This is a genomic window from Paenibacillus sp. QJM3NY_38 (assembly GCF_056173265.1).
On the sequence record NZ_CM149665.1, the window covers coordinates 5,786,545 to 5,801,318 of the forward strand.

14 protein-coding genes and 1 pseudogene are annotated in these 14,774 nt (G+C 50.5%); 6 read left to right on the top strand and 9 right to left on the bottom strand.

Features of this window, described 5'->3' with window-relative positions:
* Window positions 1–57: 57 nt before the first annotated feature.
* Together pfkB and AC0VZ8_RS26705 are read right to left on the bottom strand one after the other, a co-directional pair.
* Window positions 58–969, bottom strand: coding sequence for a 1-phosphofructokinase (gene pfkB / locus AC0VZ8_RS26700; protein ID WP_475487770.1), 912 nt, complete (start codon window positions 967–969; stop codon window positions 58–60).
* Window positions 969–1,718 (bottom strand): DeoR/GlpR family DNA-binding transcription regulator, encoded by a 750-nt coding sequence (locus tag AC0VZ8_RS26705; protein ID WP_475484991.1) that lies wholly within the window; start codon window positions 1,716–1,718, stop codon window positions 969–971. The genes pfkB and AC0VZ8_RS26705 overlap by 1 nt, the downstream gene beginning before the upstream one ends.
* Before the next feature lie 271 nt (window positions 1,719–1,989).
* Here AC0VZ8_RS26705 and AC0VZ8_RS26710 point away from each other — a divergent pair, with 271 nt between their 5' ends.
* Complete coding sequence (locus AC0VZ8_RS26710) at window positions 1,990–2,907, top strand: J domain-containing protein (protein WP_475484992.1); 918 nt, start codon at window positions 1,990–1,992, stop codon at window positions 2,905–2,907.
* Window positions 2,908–2,988: 81 nt separating this feature from the next.
* On the opposite strand, the gene AC0VZ8_RS26715 is transcribed toward AC0VZ8_RS26710, so the two are convergent.
* The gene (locus AC0VZ8_RS26715) at window positions 2,989–3,882 is read right to left on the bottom strand and encodes a hypothetical protein (protein ID WP_475484993.1); all 894 of its coding nucleotides are present in this window, start codon (window positions 3,880–3,882) and stop codon (window positions 2,989–2,991) included.
* 172 nt (window positions 3,883–4,054) lie between these two features.
* On the opposite strand from AC0VZ8_RS26715, the gene AC0VZ8_RS26720 reads away from it, so the two are divergent.
* Both AC0VZ8_RS26720 and AC0VZ8_RS26725 read left to right on the top strand, forming a co-directional pair.
* Window positions 4,055–4,912 carry a DegV family protein gene (locus AC0VZ8_RS26720; RefSeq protein ID WP_475484994.1) on the top strand — a complete coding sequence of 286 codons (858 nt, stop codon included), beginning with the start codon at window positions 4,055–4,057 and terminating at the stop codon, window positions 4,910–4,912.
* A 242-nt stretch (window positions 4,913–5,154) separates the two neighbouring features.
* A complete protein-coding gene (locus AC0VZ8_RS26725; protein WP_427494932.1) occupies window positions 5,155–5,658 on the top strand; it encodes a hypothetical protein in 504 nt (167 codons plus the stop codon).
* A gap of 98 nt (window positions 5,659–5,756) precedes the next feature.
* On the opposite strand, the gene glpX is transcribed toward AC0VZ8_RS26725, so the two are convergent.
* From glpX to AC0VZ8_RS26745, 4 genes are all read right to left on the bottom strand, one after another.
* Window positions 5,757–6,734, bottom strand: a complete 978-nt coding sequence (gene glpX, locus AC0VZ8_RS26730) for a class II fructose-bisphosphatase (RefSeq protein WP_475484995.1) — start codon at window positions 6,732–6,734, stop codon at window positions 5,757–5,759.
* 41 nt (window positions 6,735–6,775) lie between these two features.
* The gene (locus AC0VZ8_RS26735; protein WP_100538911.1) at window positions 6,776–7,582 is read right to left on the bottom strand and encodes a pyruvate, water dikinase regulatory protein; all 807 of its coding nucleotides are present in this window, start codon (window positions 7,580–7,582) and stop codon (window positions 6,776–6,778) included.
* Between the two features lie 13 nt (window positions 7,583–7,595).
* Entirely contained in the window at window positions 7,596–8,258 is a 663-nt protein-coding gene (locus AC0VZ8_RS26740; protein WP_009595798.1) for a helix-turn-helix transcriptional regulator, read from the bottom strand.
* 193 nt (window positions 8,259–8,451) lie between these two features.
* A complete protein-coding gene (locus tag AC0VZ8_RS26745) occupies window positions 8,452–8,625 on the bottom strand; it encodes a GapA-binding peptide SR1P (RefSeq protein WP_074961774.1) in 174 nt (57 codons plus the stop codon).
* Window positions 8,626–8,895: 270 nt separating this feature from the next.
* Here AC0VZ8_RS26745 and AC0VZ8_RS26750 point away from each other — a divergent pair.
* Both AC0VZ8_RS26750 and AC0VZ8_RS26755 read left to right on the top strand, forming a co-directional pair.
* A pseudogene (locus AC0VZ8_RS26750) lies at window positions 8,896–9,575 on the top strand (cation diffusion facilitator family transporter); the annotation flags it as partial.
* Between the two features lie 48 nt (window positions 9,576–9,623).
* On the top strand, window positions 9,624–9,926 hold the full coding sequence (locus AC0VZ8_RS26755) for a cation transporter dimerization domain-containing protein (RefSeq protein WP_475487771.1): 303 nt from the start codon (window positions 9,624–9,626) through the stop codon (window positions 9,924–9,926).
* 66 nt (window positions 9,927–9,992) lie between these two features.
* Here the strand turns inward: AC0VZ8_RS26755 and AC0VZ8_RS26760 are convergent, their stop codons facing one another.
* Window positions 9,993–11,789: a S9 family peptidase gene (locus AC0VZ8_RS26760; RefSeq protein WP_475484996.1), complete on the bottom strand. Its 1,797-nt coding sequence runs from the start codon at window positions 11,787–11,789 to the stop codon at window positions 9,993–9,995.
* Window positions 11,790–12,061: 272 nt separating this feature from the next.
* Here AC0VZ8_RS26760 and AC0VZ8_RS26765 point away from each other — a divergent pair, with 272 nt between their 5' ends.
* Window positions 12,062–13,453 carry a SpoVR family protein gene (locus AC0VZ8_RS26765; RefSeq protein WP_475484997.1) on the top strand — a complete coding sequence of 464 codons (1,392 nt, stop codon included), beginning with the start codon at window positions 12,062–12,064 and terminating at the stop codon, window positions 13,451–13,453.
* A gap of 125 nt (window positions 13,454–13,578) precedes the next feature.
* On the opposite strand, the gene AC0VZ8_RS26770 is transcribed toward AC0VZ8_RS26765, so the two are convergent.
* Window positions 13,579–14,640 carry a protoglobin domain-containing protein gene (locus AC0VZ8_RS26770; RefSeq protein WP_475484998.1) on the bottom strand — a complete coding sequence of 354 codons (1,062 nt, stop codon included), beginning with the start codon at window positions 14,638–14,640 and terminating at the stop codon, window positions 13,579–13,581.
* Between the last annotated feature and the right edge of the window lie 134 nt (window positions 14,641–14,774).

Here is a 14,774-nt window from a genome sequence, read left to right on the forward strand (position 1 = left end):
ATATCCTCGTGATGACTGCCCATAGCAGGCCGCATCATAACCGCGTAATAAAGCGGCTTACCACTCCGTGATCCTAACCTGCGGAAGAAGTCGATCAATCGTTTCCCGCACAGCCAAATCGTCCGAGAACGCCGTCGCGCTACCCGAGGCGACCCCTGTCCGGAATGCCTCGATCGGATCCTTGCCCATCGCAAGCGTGCCGACGAATCCGGCAATCATCGAATCGCCGGCACCGACGGAATTACGAACTGTACCTGAGGGTACATTGGCGTGATATACCCGATCTGCCGTGATGAACAGCGCCCCTTCGCCGGCCATGGAGATAAGAACATGCTGCGCCCCTTCCTCGAGCAGCTTTCGGCCGTACTCCACAAGCTTTTCGCTTGAATTGATAACAACGCCGAATAATTCGGCCAGTTCGTGATGATTCGGCTTTACGAGGAGCGGCTTCCAGGCCAAAGCCTTCATCAGCGCCTCTCCAGTGGTGTCCATCACGAATTCGGCGCCGCACTTCCGGCACGCTTCGATAAGAAGACCATAAAAGTCAGGTCCCAGCGAAGGCGGAACGCTGCCGGACAACACAACAATGTCCCCTGCTTGAAGCTGTGACAGCTTATGAAGCAATTCATTCGTTTCTTCTTCGCGGATGATAGGACCCAGGCCGTTAATCTCGGTCTCGTCGCCATGCTTGAGCTTGACGTTGATGCGGGTATCGTCCGCGATATTCACGAAATCGGTGCGGATTCCTTCCTTGCCCAGCATCTCGTCTATATAACGACCGGTGAATCCGCCCAGGAAACCAATGGCCGTATTATCGGCTCCAAGCTGGTTCAACACCCGCGATACATTAATTCCTTTACCGCCCGGAAACTTCATGTCCCGGGTCATTCTGTTCAAACCGCCGAGTTCGATATGCTCAACTTCCACGATGAAATCGATGGAAGGATTCAGTGTTACCGTATATATCATCATGATCCCTCAATTATTTTGGTTTTCTGTGAAATAGCCTTCTTCCAGGATTCCGATAAGGACTCCGTAATCAGCGTCGCATCGTTCAGATCCAGCAATTTGGCAAAGGACACCTCACCTATTTTGCTTGAATCCGCAAGAACATAACTCGAGGCGGACAGCTGGTGGGCTCGCCGCTTAATCAAGGCTTCTTCCGGATCGGGCGTGGTGTAGCCCATCTCTACATCCACACCGTTCGTGCCGAGAAAGCAGCGGTCAAAGCGGAAGTTGTCCATATTTTGAAGCGCTATGCTTCCGATGACGGCTTTGGTATGAATTTTCATCATGCCGCCCAGTAGATAACTTTTGATTCGTTTGCTTACCAGCGCTTCAATATGGGATAAACCGTTCGTTACCACCGTAACGTCCTTCGCGTCGATGAACGGTATCATCGCCAGCGTGGTCGTTCCCGCATCGAGGTAAATACTTTCTCCATCCTCTACCTGTGCTGCCGCTAACCGGGCAACGGTATTTTTCTGTTGAATGTTTTTGAACGTTTTTTCCTCAATTCCAGGTTCCTGTATCTTTGGGCTCGGCAACGCAGCTCCGCCATGAATGCGCTTTAATAATTGACGTTCTTCAAGGTCGATCAAATCACGCCGTACCGTTGATTCCGAAGCTTCAAGGAGTTCAACCAATTCCTGCACCTTCACGACGCCCCGCTCTTGCAAGCGCTCTAAAATGATTCGGTATCTTTCTTCCGTCAGCATAATGTGAATTCCCCCTCAAAGCATATAGTAACATAAACATATCAAAAAACAATCTAAAACTTTCAAAATCATTCATAATCATTCAGGCAGACGATGAATCATTTACCATATCGCCTTGATATCCATTTTCGCGTTTCTTCCTTGTTCATGACAGTTTACCCATTATCAAGCCGGCAAGTGTCGAAACATCATATAAACGTTTGTAACCTGCCGCCTCTACGCTATATACTGGTAAATAGGAAACTCTCACAGTATAGAAGAGGTGACATGAATGGACCAATTGAAAGAAGCCTATGAGCGAATGGGTCTGCCGGAGGATGCAACCAAGGAACAGCTCGACGACCGGTACACGCTGCTCATGCGCCAAACCCGCTCACATCAAAGGCGGGAGCCGGACCGGGCGGAGGAGATCGAAGCCGAGTTTGCCGACATCACCAAAGCCTATAAATTCATCCTTGAAGAAGAGAACCGTAAAGCTTTGGAAGAGATGAATCAGAAACGGTACGGCAAATATAAAAGGTTTGCCGGGACAGCGGAGAAAACCGATCATTTCTTCCGTTATTATAAATTTCATGTGCTCGGCGGTATTGCTCTACTCGGCGTCCTCATTTATATCGTGATCAGTATTTTCAACCATCAGGCCGAGAAAGAACGGTTGGCCAATCTGCCCCCGGTTGATCTGGAAGTCATGTTCCTCGGATCCTATATGAATCAGGATGGTGGACAGGACCTCAAACCCATCGAGGATGCAATTCTGGCTCAATTCCCCGATTGGAAACGCGTAACCGTTAACATTAACTATGTACCGCCTCTGGATTCCAACAATCCGCAGGACGCAGCCATGCTGCAAAAGGCACTGCTTGTACTGTCCACAGAGCGCCCGGACCTGTACATTATGGATCAGACCGCCTTTGATTGGGTTGGCAATCAAGGGATGGTGCGCCCCCTCGAAGCGGAGGTTGAAGGCGAGCTGAAGGAACTGCTCACGCCGGAGATGCTGGTAAAGGGGAAAAATGAGGAGGACGGTTCGGAGCATGTGTATGCCGTGGATATTATGGGCAGCCCGCTCGGCGAACAACTGCCTGTCCTTAAGAAAGAAATGTTTGCGGGCATTCGTGAAGGCACGGAACGTGACGCAAATGCACTGCGCTTTATTAAGCAATATTTGGAGACCTCCAAGCAACAATGAATGCATCCATCCGCTATGAATAACAAAACAGCCTCGCTGCTTAGCCTTATGGCCAAACAGCAGAGGCTGTTTTTGCGAGCATTATTGATTCATAATCGAGCTCAAGGATGTAAAAGCATGCGTAGCAAATCCTTCGGAAGGTTCGCGGTGAGGGTTATTGACGCGGAAGATATAACCCTGTCCGTCAATCTCATCCACAATGTACATTTTGGTCAGGCTCTCACCTTCGCCTATCATATACACGGATGCATCCTCCATGACCTTATGCTTCTCATTGTCGCCAGCTTCGCGAACCTTACCGGCCTCGGCAAGCTCCTTCTTCGCTTCCAGCCTGAGTTCATCCTCGTTATAATCCGAAGGCAGCTTCGTGATCTCAACATAATAATCTTGATCCACATTCATGGTCAGCTTGTTGGTCTTTGCATCAAAGGAAAAGATATCAAAAATATACAGGGCGTAGCCGTCACCCTGGGCCAGTTTAGCTGTTTTGGTCTCTTTCATGCCCTCCAGCTCAAGTTCAAAATCTTTGGTTGCAGGCAGCTGCGCGTTCTCTGAACCCGTGCCCCCGCCTCCCTCTTCCACCGTCAGCTTGGTGAGGATCAGCTGTTTCAATTCTTCTTCGCCCTCAATGGGCTGCTCCCAATACTCATACGAGACGGACTCATCTCCCTGAAGCTTGGATATGACTTGGTCCATGCCTTCGCCCAGCCGGAACGCGGTAGGGCCCTCTGCTGTTTCAATTTCGACGGAATTGTTATCGATTTGACCTACATAAGTACCGGTTCCCTGCTTGATCTCGACTTTCGGCTCTTCGACGGGTTCAGCCGGTTCTTTGACATCATCATCCACTATGGGATTCGGATTAGCCGGCGGCTGAGAAGTTGGGTTTTCACCTCCACATGCCGTTATTGCCATCAGCAGCAATGCAGCGGTCGTTAATGCGATCATTTTGCTTAAATGCTTACGCTTAGCCATAAAACCACCTCCATTAGAATTAACGGGGAACTTATGGAATATGTTGCAACATTACAGCCTTTTTTGGAGTATGCTCAGCTCTCGACCCAAAACGACAAGAGCATTCCCTTTTCTCATCAAACAAGGTATTCTAGTAATACAAGATTCAATTAGTTGATAAAGGGAGATGTTCATGTCTGGTAAAATTAGAATTTTTGCTGACAGTACTTGCGACTTACCACCTTCATGGATAGAAGAATATAATATCGGCATCGTTCCGCTCTACGTCGTATTCGGAGAACAATCCTTGCGCGACGGAGTCGACATCACGCCGGAACAGCTATACGCCAAAGTTGATCAGATCGGCAGCCTGCCCAAAACAGCGGCACCTTCTCCGTCCGACTTTATTGCGGCCTTCACGCCATCCATTGAGCAAGGCGAGGATATCCTGTTCCTTAGCATTTCATCAGAGCTTTCTTCCACCTATCAAAATGCGTTGATCGCCGCAGGTGAGCTGCCCGAGGGCCGGGTTACCGTGTTTGATTCACGCAATCTTTCCTCCGGTATCGGCCTGCTTGTCATGAAGGCTGTTCACGCAGCCAATGAAGGTTCATTCATACCGCAAATTGTGGAGCTATTAAGCCGCACCGTGAATGAAGTGGAATGCGAATTCGTTGTCGATACGCTGGATTACTTGTATAAAGGCGGACGCTGTTCGGGCATGCAAAACATCATCGGCAGCCTGCTGAAAATCCGTCCGGTTATCAAAGTCGTGGACGGCGGCATGATCCCCGCTTACAAGGTACGCGGCAAAAAAGAGAAGGCACTGGATCAGATGATCCAGAATGCGCTGGCTCAAGTGGATAAGATGGACAATGATCTGATCGTTGTTGTACATACCATGGCCGAGGAGGAAGCCCGCTTCCTGCAGAAGCAACTGCAGGAGAAAACAGGCGCACGGCAGGTTAGCATTTCCACGGCGGGCTGCGTCATATGCAGCCACTGCGGTCCTCAAACCGTTGGACTCATGTATACCAAGAAGCCTTCATAATATCCTTTAATGGGAAAAAACAGTCCTGCTATGAAACCCTTTTGCTGCAGGACTGTTTTTTCTTTATTCAGGCTTGCCTACCGGGCGCTTGTGACCTTATTAAACGGGCTGCCTATTGGCTAAACATGCCATCCTAGACTAAAGTCTAGGTGAAACATTCCCCGTAGGACCGAGGACATCCCCATCCATTGCATGGTATTCTGGGATTAATCAATCTACAAATGGAAAGGAACGAAGTTTGTATGACGAAACGTACAATCTTGGCACCGCTGCTCATCCTGCTCGGCGCATACTTGCTCTTAAACCAAGGCGGAACAGTAGGCGCCGGTTCCATCTTCGCCACATTCTGGCCTACGCTGTTCGTGATCCCGTTAGGCCTGTTTTTTCACTGGATGTACTTCTCGCTGGTTGGACGACAGGGTATCGGACTGTTGATACCGGGCGGCATTCTGCTCACAGCCGGTATTGTCAGCCAAATCGCTTCCTTGTTTGACTCTTGGGGTTCCATGTGGCCCGGCTTTATTCTGGCCGTTGCGGCAGGACTGTTCGAGTTCTACTGGTTCGGATCACGTAACAAGTGGCTGCTCATCCCGATTAACATTCTGACCGTATTGTCGCTGCTGTTCTTCGTGGTATTCTCAATCGGACCCGTACTGAATTACCTGTCTGTCGTGCAGCCTGTCATCGCCGTGCTGCTTGTGCTTGGCGGAGCTTGGCTGATGCTCGGACGGAAGAGACACAGTTAAGCATCCGGCGGCGCCAAACCGCTAACAACGCATAAAGGCACTCCGAAGGTAAGCTAACCTTTGGAGTGCCTTTATATTATGGATACCCTGCTTATGCATTAAGAAGATGCAGCGGCAGCTAAAGTTTCACTGCTTTGAAACAGATGATGAACGCTCCGGATATAACGGACGGTTCTAGTGCCGGAGTACATCATGACGGAATGCGTTTCGGCCCGCTGTCCCGGCATAAACTTTACGCCGCGCAGGAAATCGCCAGCCGTCACGCCCGTAGCCACGAATAATACGCCTTCGCCGCCTACCATATCCTCCATCGTCAGCAGCTGCTCGGGATGCTTCAACCCCATGTCCTGGCATCTGATGAAATCCTCCGGTGACTCCGGTATGAGCCGTCCCTGGATTTCTCCGCCCAGGCATTTCAAAGCAGCGGCAGCAAGAACGCCTTCCGGAGCTCCACCTGAGCCCACATAGAGATCGACCTCGCTGTCCGTGCAGGTCTCGATCGCTCCCATGACATCCCCGTGGCTCAGCAGCTTGATTCTTACCCCGGACTCTCGCAAAGCTTTGATCATCGCGCTGTGTCGCTCGCGATCGAGAATGGATACCGTCATCTCCGACAGCGGCTTGGATAAGATCTCCGATGCTTTTCGAAGGGTGACCTCAATCGGATCATTCAAACTCAGCTTGCCCGCAAGCTCGGGTCCAACCGCGAGCTTATGCATATAGATATCGGGCGCATGCAGAAGGGTGCCTCGGGGAGCTGCGGCGATTACGGATAACGCGTTGTTCAGCCCGCTGGCCACCGTTTCCGTTCCTTCGAGCGGATCCACGGCCACGTCCATCTTCGGACCTTTGCGGTTCCCTACGCGCTCCCCAATATACAGCATGGGCGCTTCATCCATCTCGCCTTCCCCTATGACAACGACACCATCCATCGCTGCGGAATCAAAATGCTTGCGCATGGCAACCGTCGCGGCTTCATCAGCACTGTTCTTGTCCCCTCTTCCTGTCCACCGGGCGGATTGCAGCGCCGCTTCCTCCGTCACTCTTACAAGCTCCAATGCTAATGAACTCTCCATGAATGAATCCCTCCTTCAGCTTTTTTCCTTACCGATGCACCTTATTTCAGATAATTCATAATCAGTCCTGCGGATTCCTCAATCGCCTTATCGGTAACATCAATGACGGGGCATCCAAGCTCCGCATACAGCGACAGGGCATAATCCAGTTCCTCTTGTATCCGCTCAAGGGCTGCATACTGCACCTGATGCGGCAGTCCCATGACCTTTAAGCGCTCGCTGCGGATTTTGAGAAGATGCTCCGGCTCGATCGTAAGCCCGATGATTGTTCCGTTCGTGACTTCTCGGAGCTGCGACGGCGGCGACATCTCCGGCACGATCGGGAAATTGACCGTTTTGTAGCCTTTATGAGCGAGAAACATCGATAGCGGCGTCTTGGAGATCCGAGATACGCCCAGCAATATGATGTCTGCCTTCAAAATAGCGCTAACGTCCTTGCCATCGTCATATTGGACAGCGAATTCCATCGCATCAACCCTCCGGAAATAGCTGTCGTCCAGGCGATGGAGCAGCCCCGGCAGGCGTTTAGGGTAGTCATTGAACGTATCGGCAAAGGCCTGCATCATCGGCCCCATAATATCCACCGTACGAATGTTGAGCCGCACGGCTTCCTCCCGCATGACCTCGCGAAGCTCCGGCTGCACAAGCGTGTAGGCCACAAAGCCTCCGCGCCGCGCCACCTCCTCCATCAATTCGGTCAATTCATCCTCGTCGCGAACGTTCATATAACGTTTAATCTCTGTATTCGGAAGCTCGAATTGGCGCAGGGTAGCTTGCACGACCGCTTCAGCCGTCTCCCCGATGGAGTCCGAACAGATTGCTATGAAATGAGTTAATGCCTGATTCATCCGATTCCTCCCATTATTCCTCGGCTACCATGTCGAGCAGCATTTTGATAATATTCGTTTTTGTGATCCGACCGACAACCTTCCAGTGTTCCCCCGGATTTCCCGTAGTGGACGGAACGACAACCGGCAGGCTATCGATTTGATGGTTGATGATTTTCCGGGCGGCATCCAGCACCGTATCTTCCGGCTGCACGGTTGTCACGTTAGCCCGGCGGGTCATGATCAGGCTTACCGGCATGGAGGATGCCGTCGGGTTGCCAAGCGTTACCTTAAGCAGATCCTTGCGGGACACAATCCCGGCCAGATGACCATCGGCATCGGTAACGATCAGATTCCCCACGTTCTCCAGAAACAAGGATACAACGGCTTCATGAATCGTCGTGGTCTCACGCACAATAACCGGAACGCCGTGCAGATCGCCAACCTTCATTTTGAGAAGGCGGAACTTCTCCTCCCGGTCGCGCGTTCCCCGCTTTCCCAGAAAGTACCCCACCTTTGGCTTGGCATCAATATAATCCAGAACCACCAGTTTGGATAAATCGGTACGAAGGGTGGCTCGGCTGACATTCAGCATTTCCGCAATCTGATCTCCTGTAATGGGTGCATGTTTTTTTACGATATCGACGATATCCTGCTGCCTTGTCGTCAGTTCGATAGTGATCCCTCCTGCGTGCATTTCCTCTACTTGCCGATATAATACGTCATAAATAATATATATGCAACATATTTTCGTCCAAAAAGGCATAATTAGGTATCAATCATTTTTTTATACCCTATCAAAAAAGATTATAAATCCACTAAAAAAGCATGCTTCAGGAAGTTTCCTCCCCATAAGCATGCTTTGTTTACATTCCTCTCACGATTATCCATTAATTTTGAGGGTCTGTGCCTTTGCATTCCCCTTTTCCGCAATATCCATAAATGATCTTCACTCCGTCGGTTGGAATCGTGTCCACCATTTCATCACATCTGGAGCATATAATCAGGCCCCATTCCTCATTCGCCTTGCCTTTCGCTGCCTCTGGACTTGTTAACGCTTTCATAACATTTCCTCCTTATGTTTTTTCACTTTGCTGCAAGGCAGTTTTCACTTTGTCATCAAGCGGTAACTCGATTCGCCACATCCTGCTAAAGACCACTTACCAACCGTGTTCACTACATACATCCCTTTATTTTCCACTATATTCTTAATGTATTGGGTAAGAAATGAAGATATGAGTAAATAATGATTAATGTAATAAAAAACATGTTAAGTAATATGTATGACATCATGCTTCACGCCAGGATAGGGGATACCCTTAATTTGGCATCATATGATAATATATACTTCGGATTTAAATCGAAATCGACATTATGACGGAGGGTTTGGATTGAAGAACACATGGCAGCTCATTAAGAAAGGAAACACCTCATCCGCCATTGCAGCACTGGGCAACACGGGATTGGCCATAATCAAGGGGATTGCGGCGTCCGTTAGCGGCAGCGGTACGATGTTTGCATCCGCCATGCACTCGGTGGCCGATGCCGTAAACCAGGGGTTTGTATTCGTAGGCAGTGTGCTGGCCGAGCGGAAGCCGACCAAGAAGTTCCCCACCGGATTCGGCAGAGTCATAATCTGGTCTGCATGGTTGCGGTGATCGTGGTTACCATCATGGCCTACGAAACGATACTGAAAGGCTTCAAGCTGTTAAAGCATCCGGAAGAAGCCACGAATTTCTGGCTTAATTTCATTGTGCTGGCCATTGCCGTTATCATTGATGGCTCCATCCTGATGAAAGCCATGAAAGAGATTATGAAGGAAACCCGTGTTCAAGCATCCGGATTTGCCCTGCTGCCCGCCGCTTTCAAAAATGCCGGCCGTGCTGCCCCGCCTACACGGCTTGTGTTCTATGAAGACATCGTGGCTACGCTTGGCGCCCTCTTCGCGCTGATCGCCATTGTGTTCGCGCATTTCTTCAATTTCCTCATCCTGGACGGAATCGCCACGATCCTGATCGGCTGTCTGATGGTAGGCGTAGCCTTTAAGGTCGGATATGACAATATGGTCGGCTTAATCGGGGTCGCCGCTCCGAATGAAGTGGAAGATAAGATCTCCCAGATCATTCTCGGCGATCCGGATGTCCGCGACATCAATCGTCTTCGCATTCTGCAAGAAGGCCGCAACTATCATGTGGAGGCCTACATTGAACTGAAGAAAGGGATGACCCTGGCCGAGGCCGGCCATTCCAAAATGAGAATCAACGCCCTGCTGACCCAGGATCCGAACATTTCGGATGTAACCTTAGGCATCCTGGAGGACGATGGAATCAAGCTCTGGAATCCGAGCGAGACTATAGATAACTAACAGGGAAAGAGGCGTACCTCAGAGTCCGAATGGACCTTGGGTACGCCTCTTTTTTCATACGGCCTCTTACTGATTGCGCTTCAGGAATTCGACCATCCGCGCATAAGCGATTTTTTCGTTGGCCTTCTTCGTAATGCCGTGCCCCTCGTCTTCGAACACGAGATACTCCACATCACGTCCCTTCGCCCTCAAGGCTTCGACGATTTGGTCAGATTCCTCTTTGACGACACGCGGATCGTTAGCCCCTTGGATGATCAGCATCGGGTTCACCATATCATCCAGGTACGCAATCGGCGAATCCTTGATAAAACGTTCTTTATCCCGTTCCGGATCGCCTATCCAGCGTTCCATAATCGGCTTCCAGTGTTCGGGTACCGAATTGTAGAAGGTAAACAGGTTACTGACCCCGACAATATCAATGGCCGCTTTGAAATACTCCGGATTACGTCCTGCCAGCAGCAGAGTCATATAACCGCCGTAGCTTCCACCCATCACGAAGAGCTTCTCACGGTTCGAAATGCCTTGCTCAAACAGCCAATCCATGCCTGCCAAACAGTCCTTTCGCGGTCCCTCGCCCCAATCCTGCTCCACCAATTTCACGAAGGAGCTGCCGTAACCCGTGCTTCCCCGGAAGTTCGGACAGAAGATGTGATAACCTTTGGCCAGAATATACTGGAACATGGAACGGAACTGCTTGCGTTCCGAGGCTTGCGGGCCGCCATGCGGCCAAAAAACCGTATAACCGTTCGCCACATGGTCTTTGGCTCGGAACAGGAGCGCTTCGATCTCCATGCCGTCAAAAGAAGGATACGTCACAACCTCCGGTGTCACCATGTCCTCGTCGGTTAATCCAGTCAGGACATTCTTCGTGATCATGCTCCATGCGCCATCCGCATACCGGTAAATGTTAAGCGGCTTCACGGCGCCGCGGGCAAGCAGGTACAGATTGCCGGACTTTGTCACGTTCAACTGCTCCACAATATCCGATGGAAGAGGAATGGCGGTTAACGCCCCGCTGTCGAGCGAATAGGCATACAGTCGATCCTCCACCCCTTTTTCCGTGACGATATAGAGAGTCCGTGAATCCTTATGGTAGCGCAAGAGCTGGATGCTCTCCCGGTCGATGCGGCACAGAGGTTCAAACTTCTGCTGAGGAATGTCGTAAGTGGCTACATATGAAAATTCCGATTCGTAATCCGTTGCGAAAATGACCTGGTCATTGCTGGCGAACAGCACATCACCCGAGATGTGAACCTGATCAGGGGAAGGTGTCAAGCAGAGCGGCTCGCCGCCTTCACGCTTCACGTAACTGACATAGTAGGTGTTGGCATACATTTTCGTATATGCGATAGTTTTCTCGTCGGGGCTCACGGCACACATTTCGGTCGACGTCACCTCGCCTTCATGCAGCAAATGATCCTCCTTGGTGTCCAGATGATATACGCGCGAATTGAGGAAGGACGGATTCCCCTTCGATGTGACGTAATACAATCGCTTGCCATCCTCCGACAGATGCACGAAATAATGTTTGTCATCCGCATCGGCCCCTTCGAACAAGGGCATCGGCTCGCCGCCGTTCCAGCGAAGCGCATGAAACTGATAGTTCTCATTCCCGTCACGGTCAAACGCCGTTAAGATATGTCGCCCTTCCGGGTCCAGCTTGATAAAGCTTGCGATCTGGTCATTGTATGTAAGCGGATAAGGGTAGGACGTCTCCCCTTCTAACTCCATGGCCCATAAATTGAACTTTCCGTTCAGGCTGCTGCTGAACACGAGCCGTGACTCGTCTGCGCTAATTCCAAAGGTACGAATGCCATAAGTTTGAAAAAATTGCTCCACATCGGGTTTAGGAAATTCGATCATTCATTTGCCTCCCTGACCTCATCTTATTATCCAGCGGTTAATAAATGGAGAAGTCTGCCAAACCGCTGGATTAATCCCATTATAACGCAAAGTTTTCCGAGGAGCATCGTTACGTGGTCTGGCAGCTCGCTACGTCTGAGGAACGAGACGGGACTCTTTTTTCGCAGAAGCCCGTACATATTCCCGGCATCCCCTCGTCAGCCCGCATATCTGCAGCAAGATTCCATATAAATGATAAGAACCATGTTTTTAATAACGAAGGGGGGATTCTCGTGCACCAAGACGAGATCGCGGAACTGGAACGTTCCATTGCAGAGATTACCGAGATCGCTACAGGCTTTGGCCTTGATTTTTACCCTATGCGATATGAGATCTGCCCGGCAGACATCATATATACTTTCGGCGCATACGGCATGCCTACCCGGTTCAGCCACTGGAGCTTAGGAAAAACCTTCAATAAAATGAAGATGCAGTACGACTTCGGCCTTAGCAAAATCTACGAGCTCGTGATCAACTCCAATCCATGTTATGCGTTTCTTCTGGATGGCAACTCCCTGATTCAAAATAAACTCATTGTGGCCCATGTCCTTGCACACTGCGATTTCTTTAAAAACAACGCCCGTTTCTCCGTCTCCAATCGTAATATGGTTGAAAGCATGTCGGCTACTGCCGAACGCATCTCCCGTTACGAGATTGAGCACGGCACGGAGGCGGTGGAGCAGTTTATCGACGCTGTACTGGCGATTCAAGAGCATGTGGATCCGCATATCATAAGACCGGATAAACTCGATAAGCAGCGGTACAATGCACGGCGGGTGCTGGAGCGTAAGGAGGAAGCCAAACGGCAAAAGCCTCCTGGCCGGTACGATGATTTGTGGGATATGGATGATGACGGCGAAGACAAAGCCGATAAATCACCGGCAGCACCCAAACGCTTCCCGCCCGAGCCGGAGAAAGACATCATGTGGTTCATTCAGGAGCACTCCGATATTCTGGAGGATTGGCAGCGGGACATTATGAGTATGCTGCGGGAGGAAATGCTGTACTTCTGGCCGCAGATGGAAACCAAAATCATGAACGAGGGCTGGGCTTCGTACTGGCATCAGCGCATTCTGCGGGAGATGGACCTGACCAGCGAGGAAACGGTGGAATTCGCCAAGCTCAACGCCTCGGTCGTGCAGCCGTCGCGCCACAGCCTGAATCCCTACTACCTGGGTCTGAAAATCTTCGAGGATATCGAACGCCGCTGGGATCGGGAGAAGATGTTTGATGTGCGCGAATACGACTCCGATATTTCCTTCCTGCGCAATTATTTAACGAAGGAACTCGTGGAGGACCTGGACCTCTATGTCTTCGAGAAAAAAGGACCGGAGTGGAAAATCACCGATAAGGCGTGGGAAAATATCCGCGACCAGCTGGTCGTCTCCCGCGTAAACGGCGGCTCGCCGTTTCTCGTGGTAACCGATGGCGATCATCTTCGCTCCGGTGAGCTGATGATCAAGCATCTGTACGAGGGCATAGAGCTTGACCTGAAGTATATGGAGCGCACCATCCCCTATGTTTACCGGCTCTGGGGCAAACCCGTGCATCTGCACAGCATGATCGAGGGCAAACCGATCCTGTTCTCCTACGACGGCAAGAAGCTCCATCGGCGATTTATTTAACAACGCAGCGCTTGAAGGGCATGATGGGCCATAGAGCAGCAGCACCCGCGCTGGGGGATTCCTCCATGCACGGGTGCTGCTGTTGTTTAGGGATATCCTTAATCCGTTCGCTTCTTGGATCCCTGTTATACACTTACCTTCTGGGATATGGCTCCCTCTTGGACATCGTGCTTCTGAACATCATATTCATGCTGAAGTGATTCCAAATCATCGGCCAGCTTTTCCATCATTTTCACAAAAGCAGCCAATTCCTGCGAGCTTGCCGCCTGATTTCGTGCGTTCAAGGATGTTTTCTCTGATTCCTGCTCCACAAGCCCCAGCTTGCGGATAATGCCGCTGACCTTGTCCTGAATCTCGTCCATCGCCTTCTTGGAATGGGTGGCCAGCTTTCGAACTTCCCCGGCAACCACCTCGAAGCCTCTGCCTAATTCCCCGGCATGAGCAGCCTCAATCGCCGCATTCAGACCGAGCAAGTGGCTCTGATCCGAGATTTCCCTGATCAAACTTCCCATCTGCTCAATATGCAGAATTTCTTCGCCCAGCTCGGAAGTCAGCGTATGCGCTTTATCCTGTGCTTCCGCTGTTTTGATCGCATTGTCTGCCATTAACGCCGCGCTTTGATCCAGCTCCACGATCATGGCCGTCAATTCTTGAACCGCGTTTGTAATCGCTTCCAACATTCTTTGTTGATCCGATACCAAATTGTTGATTTTCTCTTTCTCTTTCATTTCGTAAGCTTCCAGAACGAGCTGGGAATCCAGATTAAACATCTTGCTCAGGGCATGCACCACTTGGATCCACTGATCCGGTACGATTTGCTTCAGTAAATCGGTAGCGATATCCAGATAAACCATGTAGCTTCCAAGGTAATAATCCGTTTTCAAGCCGATTCTAGAGTGAACTTGTCCGATCTTAATCCGTTCGGCAATATAAGTTTCATCCACTCTTCCTGCCGCAAGGGACATCCAGTATACCCGCTGGGTCTCCTTAAGCCGTTCCACCGTCGAGGTGCGCTCGATAATCTGCATCAGCTGCGGCTGCGTCCCGATCTGCGCGTAAAACCGGTTAACGACTTCTTCAACCACCTTCGCAAACACGTCGCGATGAATGGCCAGCAGCTCCAGCCCTTGTTCATCCAATCCGATATACTCCAACTGTTGGCGTCTTTTCGGGGAAACATCAATCATTTCGATAACTCCACTCCTAAATAGCGTGATCCATATCACAGGTTCAAGTACTTAGGGTCCATTATAGACTATATTTACCATACGGACATAATGCCAAAGTCCTAATTGTGTGTATATTTGCACTGATCAACCGG

What these genes read in the sequence shown, in the direction of transcription:
- AC0VZ8_RS26725 (WP_427494932.1), top strand. Translation starts at nt 5,155, where the DNA reads ATGACGAAACGTACAATCTTGGCACCGCTGCTCATCCTGCTCGGCGCA.
- AC0VZ8_RS26745 (WP_074961774.1), bottom strand. Translation starts at nt 8,625, where the DNA reads ATGAAAGCGTTAACAAGTCCAGAGGCAGCGAAAGGCAAGGCGAATGAG.
- AC0VZ8_RS26715 (WP_475484993.1), bottom strand. Translation starts at nt 3,882, where the DNA reads ATGGCTAAGCGTAAGCATTTAAGCAAAATGATCGCATTAACGACCGCT.
- pfkB (WP_475487770.1), bottom strand. Translation starts at nt 969, where the DNA reads ATGATATATACGGTAACACTGAATCCTTCCATCGATTTCATCGTGGAA.
- AC0VZ8_RS26755 (WP_475487771.1), top strand. Translation starts at nt 9,624, where the DNA reads ATGGTCGGCTTAATCGGGGTCGCCGCTCCGAATGAAGTGGAAGATAAG.
- AC0VZ8_RS26770 (WP_475484998.1), bottom strand. Translation starts at nt 14,640, where the DNA reads ATGATTGATGTTTCCCCGAAAAGACGCCAACAGTTGGAGTATATCGGA.
- AC0VZ8_RS26760 (WP_475484996.1), bottom strand. Translation starts at nt 11,789, where the DNA reads ATGATCGAATTTCCTAAACCCGATGTGGAGCAATTTTTTCAAACTTAT.
- AC0VZ8_RS26705 (WP_475484991.1), bottom strand. Translation starts at nt 1,718, where the DNA reads ATGCTGACGGAAGAAAGATACCGAATCATTTTAGAGCGCTTGCAAGAG.
- glpX (WP_475484995.1), bottom strand. Translation starts at nt 6,734, where the DNA reads ATGGAGAGTTCATTAGCATTGGAGCTTGTAAGAGTGACGGAGGAAGCG.
- AC0VZ8_RS26710 (WP_475484992.1), top strand. Translation starts at nt 1,990, where the DNA reads ATGGACCAATTGAAAGAAGCCTATGAGCGAATGGGTCTGCCGGAGGAT.
- AC0VZ8_RS26720 (WP_475484994.1), top strand. Translation starts at nt 4,055, where the DNA reads ATGTCTGGTAAAATTAGAATTTTTGCTGACAGTACTTGCGACTTACCA.
- AC0VZ8_RS26735 (WP_100538911.1), bottom strand. Translation starts at nt 7,582, where the DNA reads ATGAATCAGGCATTAACTCATTTCATAGCAATCTGTTCGGACTCCATC.
- AC0VZ8_RS26740 (WP_009595798.1), bottom strand. Translation starts at nt 8,258, where the DNA reads ATGCACGCAGGAGGGATCACTATCGAACTGACGACAAGGCAGCAGGAT.